At 72.3% G+C, this 19,037-nt stretch carries 7 protein-coding genes (1 of these 7 only partly in view); 2 read left to right on the top strand and 5 right to left on the bottom strand.

Annotation, left to right across the window (positions count from 1 at the left end; all coding sequences use genetic code 11):
- Together ACGH2B_RS03565 and ACGH2B_RS03570 are read left to right on the top strand one after the other, a co-directional pair.
- Nucleotides 1-13,025: the 3' end of a protein-glutamine glutaminase family protein gene (locus ACGH2B_RS03565; protein ID WP_399083919.1), read on the top strand. The gene continues 43,933 nt to the left of window position 1, outside the view; only the last 13,025 of its 56,958 coding nucleotides appear in the window; its start codon lies beyond the left edge, outside the window; it ends in the stop codon at nucleotides 13,023-13,025.
- 201 nt (nucleotides 13,026-13,226) lie between these two features.
- Nucleotides 13,227-13,664 (top strand): YbaB/EbfC family nucleoid-associated protein, encoded by a 438-nt coding sequence (locus ACGH2B_RS03570; protein WP_399083923.1) that lies wholly within the window; start codon nucleotides 13,227-13,229, stop codon nucleotides 13,662-13,664.
- A 388-nt stretch (nucleotides 13,665-14,052) separates the two neighbouring features.
- Here ACGH2B_RS03570 and ACGH2B_RS03575 read toward each other — a convergent pair whose 3' ends face one another.
- The 5 genes from ACGH2B_RS03575 to ACGH2B_RS03595 all read right to left on the bottom strand — a co-directional run bounded on the left by ACGH2B_RS03575 (nucleotide 14,053) and on the right by ACGH2B_RS03595 (nucleotide 18,844).
- On the bottom strand, nucleotides 14,053-14,619 hold the full coding sequence (locus ACGH2B_RS03575; RefSeq protein WP_399083927.1) for a hypothetical protein: 567 nt from the start codon (nucleotides 14,617-14,619) through the stop codon (nucleotides 14,053-14,055).
- On the bottom strand, nucleotides 14,616-15,737 hold the full coding sequence (locus ACGH2B_RS03580) for an ROK family glucokinase (protein WP_399083930.1): 1,122 nt from the start codon (nucleotides 15,735-15,737) through the stop codon (nucleotides 14,616-14,618). Before ACGH2B_RS03580 ends, ACGH2B_RS03575 begins: the two co-directional genes overlap by 4 nt.
- A 256-nt stretch (nucleotides 15,738-15,993) precedes the next feature.
- The gene (locus ACGH2B_RS03585) at nucleotides 15,994-16,803 is read right to left on the bottom strand and encodes an ATP-binding cassette domain-containing protein (protein WP_399083933.1); all 810 of its coding nucleotides are present in this window, start codon (nucleotides 16,801-16,803) and stop codon (nucleotides 15,994-15,996) included.
- Nucleotides 16,800-17,864, bottom strand: a complete 1,065-nt coding sequence (locus ACGH2B_RS03590; protein ID WP_399083936.1) for an ABC transporter permease — start codon at nucleotides 17,862-17,864, stop codon at nucleotides 16,800-16,802. The genes ACGH2B_RS03585 and ACGH2B_RS03590 overlap by 4 nt, the downstream gene beginning before the upstream one ends.
- A complete protein-coding gene (locus ACGH2B_RS03595) occupies nucleotides 17,861-18,844 on the bottom strand; it encodes a sugar ABC transporter substrate-binding protein (protein ID WP_399083939.1) in 984 nt (327 codons plus the stop codon). Before ACGH2B_RS03595 ends, ACGH2B_RS03590 begins: the two co-directional genes overlap by 4 nt.
- Between the last annotated feature and the right edge of the window lie 193 nt (nucleotides 18,845-19,037).

A 19,037-nucleotide genomic window follows, 5' to 3' on the forward strand; every position in this document is an offset into this window, starting at 1 on the left:
TGGGGATCGAGGAGCTTCCCGCCCTCGCGGAGTCCCTGCCGCAGCCGGGCAGGGAGACGCCCTACCTGCCGCACGGCAGCTACGACCGGATGTCGCTCGAACAGCGCCGTGCGCTGTGGGAGCACGCCACCGCGCACCGCGACGCCCTCACCCCGGCCATCGCCACCTGGCGCGCACGGCAGCTGGGGATGAGCCAGGAGCGGTTCGCGGCGCTCAACGACACGCACCGGCACCCGTGGTTCCACGCCCGGGAGCTGGTGGACCTCGCCCGCAGCCTCAACCTCCTCCCCGGAGAGTGGCGGCTCCGCCTGGTGGAAATGGCCCAGGCCCTGGGCGGTATCCCGCTGGCGTTGCACGAGGTCGCGGCGGCCGTCAGGGTCACTCCGCAGGTTCTGCTGGAGGGCGGCGAAGGAACGCGTGTCCGGTTCGCCTCCAGCATCCTGCGGTGGCCCCCGGTCATCGGCACCGACGCCGAGTCCGACCGCCGCCGCGAGGCGCTGGGCGACGCGGTCGAGCAGGTGGCCAGGGCACTGTTCCTCAAGGGCCGGAAAGCGGCGGACGCGGCGGCGGCAGCCGCGTCGCAGGCCCAGCGCACGGCGGACCTCGCCGCCCTCCCCCCGCAGGTACAGGACCGGCTCACCGACGCCCAACACGACGCGTTCCTCGCCGGCGAAACAGTGACGCTCACCGACGAGCAGCGCACCGGCCTGCCCGAGGACACCCCGCACACCATCAGCTCCTGGATCGGCACGGAAACCCAGCGCAGGCAACGCCGCGTAGGCGGCACACCCAGCAGCCGACACGGCCTCACCACCCCGGAGGAGTCGACCGACCAGGCCGGCGGCTCCAGCTCCAGCAACCGCTATGCCTCCGCACCGCACCCCTTCGACAACTCCGGGGAGAGCTCTGCCTCCGCCCACCTGGCAGGAGACATCCCCTCCTTCGTCGAGGACGAGGAGAGCACCAGGAGCACGGCGAGCGGCAAGGGCAAGGCGGTCGCGAAGGGCGTCGGCAAGGGCGAGCAGAAGGTCTCCGAAGCGCACAAGGAGATCAGCAGCGACGACGAGACCGCCGAGCGGTTGCGCCGGTCCACCCAGGTGCCGCACGGCTTCGCGGAGGGGGGCTCGTTCCCGCTCGGTACGTTCGGCACCGTGGTCTCGTTCCACGACATCCGCTTCGACGGTCTGGAGACGCCGCGGAACGCCGACGGGACGGAGCACGCCCCGGTCGCCCCGGGCACCACCGTCGCCGACGTCATCGTGGGTCTGGTGCCCGCGGGGCTGCGGGACGTCGCCCGCGCCGAGGTCGACCGTACGCTGGCCACGCTGGGTCCGCGGGACTTCGCCCAGCGTCTGCTCGACGGCGGACTGACGCTGCACGAGCCGCACACCCGCCGTACGGTCTCCGCGGCCACCTTCCGGATCACGCTCACCGGCGTCGACCGGAACACGGCGCGGGCGCTCGGCCCGCAGTACCGGCCGCACGGCGAGGTGAACATCGGTCTTCAGGAGGCCGGCTCCAGCCGTAACACGTCGCTGTCCACCTCCCTGTCGGCCTCGCGCGGGCTCAGCGCCTCGGACGCGGCCAAGCTGGTCTCCGCCGCCAACGGCGCGGTCGTTCCCGGCCCCAAGGTCACGGCCGGCGCGAAGGCCACGCGGAGCGAGGGCGGCAGCCGGACCGACCTGGTGTACGCCAACCCGTCGCTGGGCCTCAGCGGCGAGCTGACGCACTTCTCGTTCCCCGGGGTCCAGCTCACCGTCACCACGACGGCGGGCACCGGCCGGCGCACCTCCGCCACCACCAGCGGCGGCCTCGTCGTGGCCTTCTCGGCCGAACTGTCCGCCCTGGCGGCCAACCGTCCGACCCTGCCGTGGCGGATCGACCCGCTGCCCGCCGGCGTGACGGACTCCGCATACGGTCTCCTCACCGAGCAGGCACTGCGCTTCCCCATGGTGCCGCAGCAGGTCGGTGGTCTCGGGCGGCTGCGCAGCCAGCTGTTCGCCAACTATTCGGACACCCGTGCGGGCTCCCCGCTGCACGAATTCGTCCACAGCCGGCTGGGCGAGCTGAACGTGATGACGGACCTCACGCGGATTCTCAGCGGGGAGACGCATCTGCCGCCGGTCCACATGAGCGACGGCGGTCTGCTGCTCATCTCGCTGCTGGGCCGGATCACCGCGGTCGAGCAGGTGGGCGACCCCACCCCGGTCCCCGCCAGCCGGAACACCCGCCGGCTCAGCCTGCACGGCGCCAGTACCGGTGCCGGCAGCAGCCGTTCGCTCAGCGCCGGGGTGTCCCTGGCGCCCGGGTCGGACCTGGGAGCGGTCTCGGCCAGCGCGTCGCCGCTCACCGTGAGCGCGTCCACCTCCAGCGGCACGAGCACCGCGTACGACATCGGTGGCGGCCGGTGGCAGACGCTCCGCTTCGGCGGCGACACCGTGCCGTTCCTGCTGTCCGTCCATCTCAAGGTCGGCGCCCGCCAGCTCGGCCGCCCCTCCGGGAAGCCGCTCGGCACCGACATCTCCGTCATCGTCCGGGTGCCCGCCGCGCTGGCCGACGGATTCCGTACGGCGCTGGACCGGGCGGCCCTCCGTGCTGCCCCCGGGCGCGCACTGCCCGACCCGTTCACGTACCAGCCCGCCGCCCTTCTGGAAGGGGAGACGGACGACCTGCCGGAGCCGCCGGAGGAGCTGTCGGCGGCGACCGGGCCCACCGGCCTGTTCGCGCCCGCCGGGCTGTCCGGCGCCAAGGACGTCCGCAGTGAGCTGATCACCGCGCTGCGGAGGGCGGAACAGAAGACGGGCATCGGTACCTGGAGCGAACTCGAACTGGTCGCCCGGAACGGGTTCCTCGACACCCACTTCCACCCCGAGTCGCTGAACTACCAGATGGCGGAGTTGTTCTCGCCCGACGGCGTCTCGCACACGATGACGCGTCAGCTCCCGGACAACGTCCAGGAAGTGATCGTCTTCTCGGTGCACGCCGAGCGGCTGCCCGTGGACGAGTTCTCCCAGGACGTCGCGCCCGTCTCCCGGCAGTTGCTGCCGCGGACCGGGTTCGACCACTGGCCCGCCGCCATGCGCGACACGGCCAACTCCGACTCCCACAGCACCACGTTCGGGCTGAGCAGCGGCGTCTCGGCCGGTCTGGGCACCGCCCCCGCCGTCGGGTACTCCCCCGGCTTCTCGATGTCGTACACGACCGGCCGGCAGCACTCGAACGCGTACTACACCTACCAACTCCACGGTTACGCACGGCCCGCGTCCCCGGAGAACGCCAATGTGCTGCACACCTACCGGGTGCGGCTGCGGCCGTCGGTCACCGTCCACCGGCTCGCGCCGCGGGGCCTGCTCAGCAAGGCGGAGAAGGCGCTGCTCAGGACCTGGGAGCTGTGGAAGGGCGGGCAGACCCCGGCGACGCAGAAGCAGCACACCGTCACCGGCCGGACGTTGTCCGGTGAGGCGGGGTGGCTGGTGCCCGTCGAGCCGCCGGAGCAGGACACCGCACCGGTGGCGAACCCCACCGGTGCGTTCACCCAGCGGGACCGGGTGATCGACGTGCAGGGGGCCGGCAAGGTCCGCGAGCTGGTGGTCGGCGCGCTCCGGGGTCTGGGTGTGCCGGAGGCGGCGGCCCTCCTCCAGGCGCAGGCGATGGTCCTGCCCGACCAGCTCGTCGCGGCGCTGCACAGTGCGTCCGACGCGGCACCGGGGCAGCTCGTCCTGGACGGGACGTTCACCGACCGCCGGATCCGTCTGGTGCTCCAGGCAGAGGTCGGCGAGGTCCGACAGGTCCGGGGCGCGCTGCCGCTGAACACGATGGACCTCAACGAGTACTCGGCCGGATTCACCGGCACCCGGTCCACCACCACCGGTAACTTCTTCCGCAACCACAGCCACACCCTCGGGCTCGACGGCGAGAAGGGCGGTGCGTCCCTCGGTCACGCCGCGTCGGACAGCCGTGGCCGCAGCGTCTCGCGGATCCTCAACGTCAACTCGGGCAGCTTCAGCATCCTGACCGGTGTGCCGCACTCCCTGCACGCCGCGGACATCACCTGGACGGTCACCGCCGTCGCCGAGGACTTCACGCAGCTGCTCACCGTCAAGACGCAGAAGCCCGAGCCGGTGGCCGTCGAGATCCCGAGCGGTGTCCGCTTCCTGCGGCCGCAGTCCACGGCCCGGACGCCGCAGATCACCCCGCCGGTCGCCGTGCCGCAGCAGTTGCCGGTACGCACGCTGCCGCTCACCACCGTGACCGAGCGGCTGGTCGCCGGCCCCGGCACCGAGGGGACGCTGTCCCGGCAGATCATGCGGGGCGTCAACGAGCTGCTGGGCCACGAAGCGGCGCGCGGCGGCAAGAACGCCCTGTGGCGGCTGGAGACCCCGGGCACCGCCCTGACCGGCACCCTGGACATGCTGCTCGCGCCGGGCTCTCTGGTCGCCATGACCGACGCGCTGCGCGGCGCCGGAGTGGTCCTGCACGCCCTGTCCCCGGACAGGCCCGGCTTCCGCTCGCACACCCAGCTCGTGCTCCGCCTCAACCGGGGCGAGGGCGAGGGCACCCTCCTGGAGGCCACGCACAGCGGCGAGATCGTCGAGGGGACGATCAGCCGGTACGTGCAGTCCAACATCCGTACGGACGAGGGGCGTTCGAAGAGCAAGAGCCTGAGCAGCACGCTCGGCGGCTCCGCCGGCACCTGGTCGTCGTCCTTCAGCCGCTCGCGTTCGCAGGCGCAGTCCGGCTCGAACGGCACGATGACCCGCCGGCACGACGGCTTCACGCTCAGCGGCACACTGGCCGGCTACACCGTGCCGGGCACGCTGGAGATCACCGTCCAGGAGACCGTCCGCGTCTCGCAGGCCGCGACCGCCCTCACCTTCGGGATGGGCCGGCTGCTGGCGCGGGTGCTCCAGCCGGAGCACCACACGCCGAAGTCCGTTCAGGTGCCGCTGGCCGAAGAGGTCCTGATCGCGGTCACGGAGCTGGCGGACACGGCCACTCAGGAGCTGACGGCGGAGAACAAGCAGGCCGAGGCCCAGGCCCTCCCCCCGGCGAAGCGTCTGCTCAAGATGCCGGAGCTCGGCACGCACCACGGCATCGACGCCGCGGAACTGGCCCGGAAGGCGGCGCTGGTCGAGCTGGCCCCGGAGGCCGTCCGCGGACTGTTCGACGCGCTGAAGCGGGATCTGCTGCGGTTCAGCGCCTCGCTGCGCGACCTCGCCGGCCGGGGCCGCCTCGCGCAGGACACGCTGCGCAAGCTGATCGACCCGAACGTCCTGGCCCGGCACGTCATCCAGCACGGCCTGACCGGCTCACTCCATGAGTTGCAGGCAGACCTGCTGACCGTTGATCAGCTGCTGGCGGACACCCAGGGCACGATCCAGCTCGCGATCGTGCCGGTCCGTCCGGGTGCCTTCCGGACCACCCGGCCCGGCACGAGCGAGCGCAGCGACTACGGCTCGCAGAACACCGGCTTCTCCGCCACCACCGGCCGCTCCAACGGCGTCAGCCTGTCCGGCTCGCGCCCGTACCCGCTGAGCGAGAACGGGACCGACACCGGCACGGTCAACGGCGGTACGTCCACCGGCCACTCCCTGAGCCTGTCGCACGGCACCGCCGGCTGGGCCATGAACCGCGTCGAGGGCGCGGCGACGGACACGTTCTGGGGTGTCTACGACTCCACGGACGCCTACGTCCGGGTCACGATCCGCACGCACAGTTCCCTGGGCCTGGTGAGCTGGAAGAGTGACGTCTTCGACGCCACCTTCCTCGTCCCCGGTCTGCTGTCCATGCGGCTGTCCCCGGAGGGGACGCTGCTCGGCCTCGGCAACACCGGTGCGCGGGCGATCCGTACCCCGTCCGGCTGGTACGTGCCGCCGCGCACCGCGCAGGACCGGCGTGATCCGCTCCTGCTCGACCTGCTGCGCGCACAGCAGGTTCCGGCGCCGGAGAACGGGCTGCTCTGGCAGGTCGAGGCGGGTCCCGAGGGCCATGTCACGGCGCTCGGCGAGTACCTGACGCACGAGGAGTTCGAGGACCGGTTCATCCGGCCGGAGCTGGACCGCACGCCGCTCACCCGCGGCCACCGGGTCACCTGGGAGCCGCCCGTCGACGGCGTCGTACGGATCACGGCAGCCCCGCCGGTGACGACGGAGAAGCGCGAGGGGGCGGAGGAACGGAACAACACCGCCGTAACACAGCGCGCCGTCGCGCCGCGGCGGGAAGCCGCCGGACACAGGAAGCGGGAAGACGCTCAGCGGCAGAAGCAGCGGCAGGACGCCCTCGCGCGGCGGGAACAGGAGCGGCAGGCCCGGCGCCGGGCGTGGGAAGCGCTCCGGGTGGACCAGCAGCAGACGGCTGTCCTGGAGGCGTCGGATCTGGAGCCCCGGTCCGTCGAAGCCAACGGCGACTGCTTCTTCCACGCCGTCCTGCACTCGCTCCGCGCCCAGGGACAGAACCCGGCCTCCTTCGGTCTGGCCGAGGACATCGCGGCGCTGCGTGCCCCGCTCGTCATCGCCTTCCAGGAGCTGGTCGCCGACAGCGACCCGGTGTTCTGGGACCAGCTCGTCGCGGCACTGGCCGAGGCGTTCCGGGGCCGGGACGACCTCGACCGGTACGCCGACCGCGCCGCCCACGTAAGGCGGATCCAGGAATATCTCGCGGCTCCGCAACTGGCGAACCGGCAGGACCTGACGGAGCGGCTGGACGAACCGGCCCTCGACATCGACGCCTGGCGCACGGTGCTCGAAGCCACCGGCATCCTCCAGGAGATCGTCACCGACATCGCGACCCCGGGCCATTACAACGGCATCGGCGGCGATCTGGTCCCGCTGCTGTTCACCCGGGTCCACCCCGCGCTCCGGTTGTCGGTGCTGAACAGGGGCGGCACCAGGTGGAACGCCCTCACCGACGGCGGCCACCCCGTCCATGTGGTCCGCACCCTGACCGACAGCAATCAGGAGCACTACCTCTCCACCGCGCCCGCCCCGGCCGGCACGACGAACGTCCTGAGCCCGGCGGGTACCGTCCCCCGCCCCAAGGCGGCGTCCGCCACCCGCCGGCAGTCCGCCGCCCCGGGCCAGGAGCAGGGCAGGCACGGGGACCAGGAGAAGGCCAAGGACGAGAAGAAGGCCGGGGAGGAGAAGGCCGGAGAGGAGAAGACGTCCGACGCGCCGCTGCCGGCGCCGCCCGTGCGGCTGGCGCAGGGGCAGCTCGGCGCCGGAGATCACGTCTCCGTTCTCGGGGACCGTCCGGAGGAGCTGGTCGATGCGTTGCTGCCGGTGCTGCGCAGGACGCTCGGCAGCGAGGCGGCCGAGGCGGCACAGCGCCAGCTCCTGGACCACCTCGGCACGGAGCAGATCAAGCCGTGGCTGTCCGGGCTGAGCCGGGGCGGCAAGCGCTGGGTGCCCATCGAGGTGCCGGGCTGGTCCGGTGAGATCGAGATCGGGGGATCGCTGCGGGACGCGGTGACCGCCGAGGTCCTGCCCAAGGTCGAGTTCGAGACCGGCACGGACACCAGCTCGGGCACCGGCCACACCGTGGAAGGGGGACACAACGTCGTCTACGGCGGCGCAGCGCGCGGTTCGGTCACCAAGGTGCGCGCCGACCTCTCGGTGACCGGGCAGCACCACACCGCCGGCGGCGGTGGCAGCGAGCAGGTGGACCGGGTCACCGCCCGGGCCAAGACCTCGTCCAAGGCTCTGCGTGTACGGGCCGTCGCCGATCTGACCCTCGACTTCTCCGGCATCCGCGCCACCGACGGGAGCGGCAAACCGCTGTCCCTGGAGGACCCGCGCCCGGACGGCCTGCCCGCCGGCTCGCAGCGGATCACCGTCACCCTGCCCACGGAGGTGCTGGTCCCCGAGTGGGAATCGGCGGACCACACCGGCGGACCGGCCGTCCACCGGCTGCCCGCCCCCCGGGTGCGGGAACTGCTGGCCATCGGCTTCACCGACATCGTGCAGGACGTCTACGCCTGTGACCTCGACGGCAACCGGCTCGCCGGCGTGGCGGAGCTGCTCGCGCAGCGGGTCGCCGGCGGCCCGTCGGTCGACGATGTCGGACAGGCGGAGTTCGGTGACGCCTGGCCGCAGGTGCGGGGACAGTTGCTCGCCCGCATCGACTTCGGGCTGCTGCACGAGCAGTTCACCGCGACGATGAACGGTGAGCCGCTGGAGATCGTGCTGCCGGACGGTCTCGGCTCGGTGCTCTTCTCCACCGAGGTCGCCTCGATCGGCCATGTGCACGACACCAAGCTGACGGAGTTCACCGTCGGCAGCGAGGTGTCCCGTACGGTCAGCGAGATCTCGTCGGACGGCTTCCATGCCTCCGTCACCGCCGGCGGGCAAGCCGCCTCGGTCGGCGGGGCGCCGTTCAAGGGGGCCGCCCAGCGCCGCGAGCAGGACGGCAGCGACCGCGTCACCCTCGCGTCGCGCTCCGCCCGCACCGGCACGGCCGTCAAGAACAAGACGCCCGGTTCGGTCTTCGACGGTGTGGCCCTGGTCCGGGTCCAGTTCATCCACCCGGACAGCGGCCCGAAGCCGCTTCCGGCGGCGTGCACCACGATCGGGTTCCGCACTCTGTCCGAGACCGCGGAGACCGAACGGGCCGACGCGGCCACGGTCTTCACCGCTGCCTGGTTGCAGGAGCTGCGGACGGCCGGCGGGGACCGGCAGGTCCTGCCGCCGCCGCGGCGGCAGGTGCGGCAGCTGGCGCCGCGGACGTTCTCCGGTACGGAGACCGTGCACCGGCCACCGTTCTCGGTGTGGAACGGTGGGCTGCCGGACTCGTCCGTCATCTTCGACCTGTTCCCCGGCGGCGGCTTCGAGCTGTTCCCCGAACACCCCGCCCCGGGCCGGGAGTCCGGTGCGTGGCAGGTGTGGATCCGGCAGCGGATCGACACCATCGGCCGGTCGGTCTTCACCAAGGAGGAGTGGGAGCGCCTCGGCGCGTACTACCGCAGCAGCTTCCGCCGGGAGCACTTCGCGGCGGAGATCAGCGGTCTCACCCGCGGCAACCGGCTGGCCAGCGCACCTCTGGCCGGCGCCGCCGGCAGGAAACTCACCATCTCGGCGGGCGCCGGCCTGCGAGCCCTGCGGTACCTGCGGACGATCGACAGCGCCGACCTCAACGTCCTCAGCGAGACCGGCAGCGGCCACGCGTTGCGCCACCTGGTCTGGCACGAGGGCGGCTGGCAGCTGCTCGGCGGCACCGACCACGCCCTGCCGAAGGAGGGCTACCTCCAGCCGACGGGCGGCGTGGGCCGCACCACCCGGGCCCGTACCGGCACCCGCGCCGCGGAGCAGGCCAAGAGCATGGCCAACGCCCGGTTCGCGGAGCCGATGGTGGTGTTCGCCGCGGAGGCGACCGTCGATTTCGACGTCACCGACGACAATGGGCAGCGCATCCCGACACCGGCCGCCGAGCAGGGTGCCGTCCTGCCGTTCATCGTGGCCATCCCGAAGTCCCTGTGCACACCGAGCTCCGACGGCGTACACGTCTTCACCCGCGACCAGGAGCTGACGGCCGCCGCGCACCACAAGCGCACGGCCGCCCAGCACCCGCCGCAGGCCACAACGGTGCAGCCACCGCTGCGGGTCACCCAGGGGCGCCGGCTCGCCCTCACCGACCACGTACTGAGCATCAGCGACCGCCGGGGCCCGCTGGCGGCCCTCCGCGAGGCGCTGCAGCCGGTGTTCGGTCCGCACTGGCCGCAGGCCGAGACCCAGCTCGCGGCCGTCCTCGACCCGCGGGCGCTGCGACCGCGCATCCCCCAGCTCAGCCGGCAGCCCGGCACCTTCGGAACGCTCACGGTGCGGGCCGGCAACATCACCGCCGAGGTGTCGCTGGCCGGGCTGACCGCCCACACGATGCGCCACCGCCGCACCGTGCCCGCCTTCGAGTCGGAGACCGGCACCGAACGGACCGCCACCACCGGTGTGATGCGGGACCGGCGTGAGCGGACCCAGGTCATCGGGGACGCGGTCGCCAAGATCCCGTCCGTGGTCACCGCGCAGTACACCCGTACCAGCAACACCGACACCACCACGGGCCACGCCCTGGACACCGGTGGCGTCTCGGTGGCCAAGGGCAAGACCGTCGAGCCGTACGAACTGTTCGACGGGACGCTCTCGTTCGCCTTCACCGTCGTGGTCGAGCGGCCCGCGACACCGGATCCGGCGCAGCTGCGGGAGAAGCTCCTGGTGGACGGCGCCGCGGCGCTCGCACCGCAGCAGGAGCGGAAGATCCTTACGGCCGCGAGCCATCTCTCGGCACTTTTCGCCTTCCCCTCCCGTGAGGCCATCGGCAGCGGCCACGAGCAGACCCCGGACATCCCGGCGCCCGAGCGGATCACCCGTACCGGCCGCCTCGGAGACAGCGACATCGTCCAGCACGTCACGCTGCCGGACTCCGTCGCGGACCTCGTCACGCTGCTCGGCGCGCTGGATGAGCGGGGGCGGCGGGTCTTCGGCTCGGCACGGCGCTGGCAGCGGGTCAAGGAGGACCTCGCGGACGCACTGTCCGCCGAAGAGCTCACGCAGAAGCTGCGCAGCATGTCGGCGGACCAGCCGCTGTTCATCGATGTGCGCGGGGGCGTCGTCTCCGTCACCGCCTCGGTGACGGACATCGGGAAGGGGGTACGGGCCGGCGTCACCGAGTTCACCGTCGGCGCCGAGCGGACGTTCGGCGAAGGCGGCACGGACGGGGTGACCGCACTGGCCGGCGGGGCGTCCACGAGCCACAGCCTGTCGGTCACGGCCGCCGCCCCGATCGCACCCGGCGTCAAGCTCGTGGGCGGCGTCAACGTCTCCACGGTGACCGGCAGCGACACCGTCTCGATCGCCGGTACGACGGGCAAGACCGCCCGGACCACCAAGAGCAAGGTCGACTCGGCGCTCCACCACGGCCGGATCCTGCTCCACTTCGCGATGGAGGCGCGGGGCGACGGCATACCGCGCGCTGTGCGCCGCGCGGTGGCCCGCCAGGGCGCCCGCGCGGTGCAGGCGGCCCTGGGCACCCTGCACACGAAGAGCGAACAGTTGGCGGCACGACCGGTGCCCCCGGTCGCCATCGTGCCCTCGGGCGCCGCACGCCTCGCAGCGGCCACGGGCTTCCACGGTGTGGCGCGCGTCCTGCGGCACGGGCGGACGCTGAAGACGTTGACGCTGCTGCGCGCCGCCGACCGGCTGCGCCACCGGCTGACGCCCCTCTCGGCGTCACTGACCCGCAGCGGCGCCGGCCGGGCGGTCGGCACCGTGCCCGCCGGCTTCGCCGTCCTGGTGGAGAACGCGGCGCCGGGCACGGCTTCGCCGGCCGCCGTGGTGCCCGACAGCTCATGGGTCATCCGCAGCCTCGACTCCGTCGGCGGCCTCCACCAGATGTTGTCGGTGGGCGCCACCCGGCATCTCGGCTCCGGCCGGTGGGACGCCCTGCCCGTCAGCAGCCGCCGGACCTGGCGTCAGCAGGCGGAGTACGCCTTCAGCCGCGAAACGCTCAAGGCGTGGCTGGTGCACATGGCGACCGTGCAGGTGCCGGTGGACGGCTATCTGCCGCCCAGTGCCTCGCTCGGCTTCGACCTGTGGCAGGAGGCCGGCGAGCAGGTCCGCGTCACGGCCACCGTCGACCTGCCGGAGGAGCTGGAGCTGGTCCGGACCGACACGGCCGCCGAGGCGGTGCAGGCCGTCCAGGCCGGGCACCGTTACGGCGTGGCCCAGCACGACTCGACACAGCGCTCGGCCCGGCTACAGCTCGGCGCCGAGGGCGACGTGGGCGCGTCCACACTGCGGGGCACCGTCTCCGTCGGCGGCGGCAGCCAGTCGCGGGACGGCGGCACGCTGATCGAGAGCGGCAGCGTACTCACCGGTACCAAGACGCCCCAGCCGCACGAGATCCGCACCGGCCAGGTGAGGGTGACGTTCCGCTACTACCGCGGCGGTGAGTTCCTGGGCAAGGTCTCGGGTCTGACGCCGGTGACGGTCGGCATCCCGGTGAAGCCGGACGCCCCGGTGACGAAGCCGACGACGGAGCAGCAGGACGCTTCCGCCTCGCAGGGCATGCCGGTGCAGGACGGCACCGAGACACGGCAGATGCCCGCGCCGCGGACGGGACCGGCGGCGCGACACCTCGCGGGAGGTAGGAAGCTTCCGGCCATCGCCGAAGAGACGGATGAAGAGAAGGAGGCCGGGGAAGAGGAGGCTTCCGAGGATCTCGGGTACTTCGGGGACAGGGAGGACACCGACACCTCGGACGACGAGAGCTCCGTGCACGAGGGCACGGTCGTCGTGCCGGAGCCGACGCCGATCGGGATGCCGCCGGTGCTGCGAGAATTCTCCCGCGTCCTGCCGCACAATGGCGGCGTGCCAGTGTTGAAGGCGGCCGCACCGCAGGCCCTGGCACCGCAGGCCCAGAAGCCCATGGCGGAGCAGACGCCGAAGGCCCCGGCGCCGCTGCCCTTCGCCAACCTGGATGCCTCCCCGGCACGCACCCCCGACACCCCCCAGGTCACCGCCGCCCCGGCTCTCCCCGCTCCCCCGGTGCCGCTCGTCACCGACCAGGAGCTGGTCCAGGGACGGCTCCAGGCCATCGTGTGGGACGCCACCACACAGGCACGTACCGGTACGGCGGTCGGCCAGGTCCGCTACCGGATGGGCGCGGTGGACACCACGGCGCTGACGGCCAAGGCACCTCTGACGCCCCTGCTCGCGACGGGCGGCCGGGGCGGGGCGCAGCCACCGCGCATCCTGCACCTGAACGGGGCGATGTTCGGGGAGGGCCCCGAAGACCCGCGGGAGGTCGTCAAGGCGCTGCTGCGACGGGCCGTGGATCTCTCCCGGGGCGGCGACTTCACCCCCGGTGCCGACCTGGTACTCGTCGAGACCAACGGGGTGCTGACCCCCGAAATGCTCGCGGAGTACGCGTTCGAACGCCTCGGTGACAGCACGCTGTGGCACCTCACCCGCGCCGAACTGATCGCCGGGCTGAAGGAGCACGGCGCGCCGAAGGGGCTGGTGGTCGACAACTGCGAGTGACCGACCACCCGGCCGGGGCGTTCCGCGGAGGACGCCCCGGCCACGCTCTCCGCCGCTGTACCAGGGCGAAGACCCCCAGAACAGGGACATGGGCAGGGCCCGGCCCGGCCCGCAGGATGGCCATGGACCGCTGCCGTTCCCGCACCTGGCCGCCGGGCGGCCCGGTCCGCGCCCGTCCCGTACCCCCGAGGAGCACCGCCCATGGCCGACAGTTCGTCCTTCGACATCGCCGCGATCACGGAGCGGATGCGCGCTCTCCAGGGGAACCTGGCCGGGCTCGGTGGGCTGAAGGACAGTCAGATGACCGGGCACGCGCGTGGCGGTCTGGTCACCGCGAAGGTGGACTCGGACGGGACGCTGACCTCGCTGCGGGTGGACCCGTCGGTCATCGACCCGGACGATCCGCAGTCGCTGGAGGATGCCGTCGTCACCGCGGTCGCGGCCGCGCAGGCGGCACTGCGGGACATGCGGTCGAAGCAGATCGGCGAGTTCACCGAAGGCATGCTGGGGCTGGCCAACGGCCTGCGCGCCGAGAACCGGCAGTACAGCGACGGCTCCCCGCACGTCGATCCGTCCGCCGCCCAAGCCGTCGCCCAGGCCGCTCCGCCGGCCCCCAAGGACGGCCCCGGACCCCGCTGAGGGACGAGCCGGGCCGACTTGCCGTGCGGGGCCCGCTCCCGGCCCTGCACGGCGCCCCGGCCGTCCCCTTGTCGGGCGCCCACGCCCGCCCGGCTCAGGAACCACCGATCCCTACCCACGCCCGTCTCCGCCCCGCGGGACCGCCGTCCCCGGCCCACACACGCCGTCTCCGGCCCAAGGTACGCCCAGAACCCGGCAGGCACCGGTCCGTCGCTCCGGCACCCGCGCCCCCGCCGACCCGCCCCGGCGCCATAACCCGGCCCCGCACAACGTCGGCGCCGTACCCCGGCCCCGTCGCCGGCCTCCACGCCCGTACGCCACCTCACCGTACGAGGCGCCGGACCGCATGGCCGGCAAGGCGCCACGGCCTCGCGGAAGCGGCCGCCCCTCAGAACTCCACCGTCGACACCGTATGCACCACCGGATGCCCCGGCTCGTCGAAGCTCACCGTGATCTGCTGCGAGGGCTGCGGTTTCGCGCGGTGTTCGCGCAGGCCGGCGAACTGGCCGTCGCCGGTGAAGTCCCAGCCGACCTGTGCCGACTGCCGGGGCGTGATGGTGACCTCGCCCTTCTTGAGGGCGTCGGTGCTGGTGCCGATCGCCTTCAGGTAGCGGGCCAGGCCCACCTCGTTCGTGCGGAACTGGACGAAGAGCGAGCTGGTGTCCCAGGAGTTCGTCTCGTAGTAGTAGACCGGCGTCGAACCGATCGGCACCGGCACGTTGTAGATCCGCTGCTGCACCTTGGTGGGGAAGGCGTTGGTCAGGCCCGTCGCGGCGGCCTCGGCGTCCTTCGTGCCGCCGCTGTCGCGGCTCTGCTCCGCGGAGATGACGATGTAGCCGGCGGGGATGGTGACCAGCAGGAAGACGATCACAGCCATCAGCCAGCGGGGCGTCTCCCGGCGCGGCGCGGCGGCGGGCGGCGGGGCGGCGGCGCCCGTGAGGTCCTGGGTGGTCATCGGCGCCCGGTCCGTTCGTAGCGTTCGTAGCGCTCCACCCGGCGGCGGTTGGCGCGCCGGAAGCGGCGGGCGACCAGCCGGGCGAGGTCCGCGGCGCCGACCATCCCGGCCTCGGGGCCGAGCTGTGCCTTGGCGATCCGTGCCTCGGGACGGTAGCCGCGGCCGGTCAGGGTGCGGCGGAAGGCGTCGGTGGCGGGGCCGATCAGCAGGTCGTCGGCGGCGCTGACGCCGCCGCCGATGACGAAGCAGGACGGGTCGAGGGCGGCGGCGAGGTTGGCGATGCCGACGCCGAGCCACTGGCCGATCTCGGCGAGCAGCTCGACGCACATCGCGTCGCCCTCCCGCGCCAGCTCGGTGATGAGCGGCCCGGTGATGTCGGGGACGTTGCCGCCGACCCGCTCGATGATGTTGTACGCGACCGGGGAGTCGGCGGCGGCCAGCTCCCGGGCCTCGCGGACCAGCGCGTTGCCGGAGCTGTACTGCTCCCAGCAGCCGCGGTTGCCGCACGGGCAGCGGTGTCCGCCGGGCACCACCTGCATATGGCCGAACTCGCCGGCCACCCCGTACTTACCGCGTTTGACCTGGCCGTCCTCCAGGATGGCGCCGCCGATACCGGTGCCCAGCGTGATCATGACGAGGTGGTCCTCGCCGCGTCCGGCGCCGAAGCGCCACTCCGCCCAGGCGGCGGTGTTGGCGTCGTTGTCGACCATGACGGGGACGGCGAGGCGGCCCGCGAGGCGGTCGCGGAGCGGTTCGTTGCGCCAGTTCAGATGGGGGGCGAAGAGGACGTTGGAGCGGTCCGCGTCGACCCAGCCGGCGGCGCCGATGCCGACCGCGTGCACATCGTGCCGGTCGGAGAGGTCGAGGACCAGCTCGGTGATGGTGTCCTCGACGACCTTCGGGCTCTTGGACTTGTCCGGCGTCTCGGTCCGCACCTGCTCCAGGATCGCGCCGTCGGCGTCGACGACGCCCGCCATGACCTTGGTGCCGCCGATGTCGATGCCGACGGTCGGCACGCGCGGCGCCGTCAGGTGGGAGCGGCGCTCGCGGGTCCCGGCGGTGCGCAGCACGGTGGCCCGGGCGGGCCCCTTCGGGACGCGTTCACGGTACGTACTCATCGGCCCGCCTCGCCGTGGCTGCGGCGGTGGCCCGGTCGGCTGTGTGCGCGCAAGAGTCGTCTCGTCCCTGCGGGTCGGGAGGCCGGTGGGGCCTCGGTGTGCGGGCGGGGGTTCCGCCGGGGCTGCGGTGCGCGGGCCGTCCGGTCGTCGGGAGCCCGGGTGCACGGGTTTGGTGCGATTGTGCATCACCGGCCAGGTCCGGCGCACCGCGGCGTGGGGGCGCGGGCGCGAGCGCCCCCCGCGCCCCCGGGCGGCGTCAGCTCGGGCGGTGGCCGCCGGGGAATTCCCCGGGGGCCGCGCGGGCCAGCTCGTGGCTGAGCTGTTCCAGCTCGCTGCCGCCCGCCATTTGGCGGGTCAGCTCCTCCAGCGAGATCTCCGACCGGGCGTGGCTGCCCGCCATCGCCCCGCGCTTGAGGAGGACGAAGCGGTCGCCGACGAGGTAGGCGTGGTGCGGGTTGTGGGTGATCAACACCACGCCGAGCCCGGCGTCCCGGGCGGCGGCGACGTACTTCAGGACGACGCCGGACTGTTTGACGCCGAGCGCCGCCGTCGGCTCGTCGAGGACGAGGACCTTGGCGCCGAAGTAGACGGCGCGGGCGATGGCGACGCACTGCCGCTCACCGCCGGAGAGGGTGCCGATGGGCTGGTCCACGTCGCGCAGGTCGATGCCCATCCGCAGCAGCTCACTGCGGGTGGTCTCGCGCATGGTGCGCACGTCGAGGCGGCGGAACGGGCCGCGGCCCAGGGTCGGCTCGGAGCCGAGGAAGAAGTTGCGCCACACCGGCATCAGCGGGACGACGGCGAGGTCCTGGTAGACCGTGGCGATACCCCGGTCGAGGGCGTCGCGCGGGTTGACCAGGCGGGTGGTCTCCCCGTCGATGGTGAAGGTGCCCGCGTCGTGCTGGTGCAGCCCCGCGATGATCTTGATGAGGGTGGATTTCCCGGCGCCGTTGTCGCCGAGTACGCAGGTGATCTCCCCGGCGTGCACCTCCAGCGAGACACCCTCCAACGCCTTGACGTTGCCGTAGAACTTGCTGACGTCGGCCAGCTCGACCAGGGCCGTCATGCCTTCTCCTCCGCCCGTTTGCGCACCCACGCGTTCAGCAGTGTGGCGAGCAGCAGCATCGCCCCGAGGAAGAACTTGAACCAGTCCGGGTTCCACTGCGCGTAGACGATGCCCTTGCTGGTCATGCCGAAGATGAACGCGCCGACCGCGGAGCCGATCGCCGAGCCGTAGCCGCCGGTCATCAGACAGCCGCCGACGACCGCCGCGATGATGTAGAGGAACTCGTTGCCGACGCCGTCGCCGGACTGGATCGCGTCGTACGAGAACAGCAGGTGCTGGCCGGAGATCCAGGCGGCGAGGGCGACGCCCATGTACAGCCCGATCTTGGTCTTGACGACCGGGACGCCGACGGCGCGGGCCGCGTCGTCGCCGCCGCCCACCGCGAAGATCCAGTTGCCGACGCGGGTGCGCAGCAGGATCCAGGTGGCGACGGCGACCAGGACCAGCCACCACACGATGGTGATCTGGATGTCGACGCCGCCGAGCGTCAGATGCGAGGCGAAGAGCGCGCGGGCCGAGTCGAAGCCCTCCATGTCGGCGATGGTCTTCGTGGAGACGGTGCCGCTGATCAGCTTGGTGAAGCCGAGGTTGAGGCCGGTCAGCATGAAGAACGTGCCGAGCGTGATGATGAAGCTGGGCAGCTTCGTCCGGGTCAGCAGGAAGCCGTTGAAGAACCCGATGGCCAGGGTGACCAGCAAGGACACCCCGACACCGACCCAGGTGTCGGCGGTCATCTGATAGCTGAACATCGACGAGATCAGCGCCGAGCTGACCACCATCACCCCGGCCGACAGATCGAACTCCCCGCCGATCATCAGCAGCGCGACGGGGACCGCCATGATCCCGATCGTCGACGAGGCGTACAGGACGGTGGAGAGGCTGGACGCGCGCAGGAAGGGTTCGGCGACACAGGCGAAGAAGAGGAAGACGGCGACGGCGCCGACGACGGAGCCCAGCTCGGGGCGGCCCATCAGACGGTGCACCGGCGAGCGGCGCAGCAGCCGTTCGTCGCCGGACGCCGTCTTCGCGAGCGGTGGGGCGTCCTTTCCGGCCGGGCTCATCGGGTGCCCCGCTTGGTGTACTCCTGGAGCGCCGCGGCGTCCTTCTTGGTGATCACCTGCGGTCCGGTGAGGACGGGCTTGCCGCCGCCGAGCATGTCGGAGTTGTACTTGTACAGCCACAGCAGGTCGATCGCCTCGTACCCCTGGAGGTAGGGCTGCTGGTCGACGGCGAAGCCGAGGGAGCCGTCCTTCAGGCCGTCGGCGACCTGCGCGTTGAGGTCGAAGGTGTCGATCTCGGCCTTGCTGCCGGCCTGCTCCTTGGCCTTGACGGCGGTGGGCGCGAACGGCGCGCCGAGGGTGACGACCGCGTCGATGGACGGGTCCGCCTGGAGCTTGGACTCGATGGACGACTGGACGTCGGGCATGTTGGTGCCCTCGACGTACAGCTTCTCCAGCTCGCCCTTGAACGCCTTCTCGGTACCGTCGCAGCGCTGCTCGTGGCCGACGTTGCCCTGTTCGTGCAGGACGCAGAGGGCCTTCTTGCGGCCGCGGTGGTTCAGCTCCTCGCCGACCGCCTCACCGGCGACCGTCTCGTCCTGCCCGATGTGGCTGAGCGCGCCGAACCTCTTCGACTCCTCGGCGCCGGAGTTCACCGTGATCACCGGGATGCCGGCCTTCTCGGCCTTGGCCACGACGTCCTTCATGGCGTCGGGCTTGGCGAGGGTGACGATCAGCCCGTCGACCTTCTGGTCGATGTAGGACTGCACCAACTGGCTCTGCCGCTGGGCCTCCTTGTCGTGGCCGTAGACGAACTTGATGTTGTCCTTGGCCGCGGCCTGCTGGGCGCCGTTCTGGACGATGTCCCAGAAGGTGTCGCCGTCCCCGGAGTGGGTGACCATCGCAAAGGTCCACCTGGGGGTGTTCACCGCCGCCCTGCCGCCGGCGGCCTGTGCCGCCCGCGCGTCCTCGGCACGTTTGCCTCCGGTACTGCTGCACCCCGCGAGGGAGGCGCCGAGCACCGCCGCCAGCACGGCGCCCATGACGCGTACGCCTCTTCGAACCCTTGCCACGAGGTCTTGCCCTTCCGCCGATTGTCACGCTCTGTCGGGTGCCCGCCGCGCACCGTTCCCGGAACGCCGGCCCCAACCGACCAAGTATCCGATACCTGCGATCTGTACCGGTTCGTGGGGTCTGCCACCGGGCCGACGGCGGTGGCTCCGGCCCGGGAGCGTA

Source organism: Streptomyces sp. BBFR2, assembly GCF_044497305.1.
In the GTDB taxonomy this organism is placed as follows: domain Bacteria; phylum Actinomycetota; class Actinomycetes; order Streptomycetales; family Streptomycetaceae; genus Streptomyces.

Excerpts from the sequence above, each read along its gene's own strand:
- ACGH2B_RS03590 (WP_399083936.1), bottom strand. The coding sequence starts at position 17,864 with ATGAGCCCGGCCGGAAAGGACGCCCCACCGCTCGCGAAGACGGCGTCC.
- ACGH2B_RS03580 (WP_399083930.1), bottom strand. The coding sequence starts at position 15,737 with ATGAGTACGTACCGTGAACGCGTCCCGAAGGGGCCCGCCCGGGCCACC.
- ACGH2B_RS03585 (WP_399083933.1), bottom strand. The coding sequence starts at position 16,803 with ATGACGGCCCTGGTCGAGCTGGCCGACGTCAGCAAGTTCTACGGCAAC.
- ACGH2B_RS03570 (WP_399083923.1), top strand. The coding sequence starts at position 13,227 with ATGGCCGACAGTTCGTCCTTCGACATCGCCGCGATCACGGAGCGGATG.
- ACGH2B_RS03575 (WP_399083927.1), bottom strand. The coding sequence starts at position 14,619 with ATGACCACCCAGGACCTCACGGGCGCCGCCGCCCCGCCGCCCGCCGCC.
- ACGH2B_RS03595 (WP_399083939.1), bottom strand. The coding sequence starts at position 18,844 with ATGGGCGCCGTGCTGGCGGCGGTGCTCGGCGCCTCCCTCGCGGGGTGC.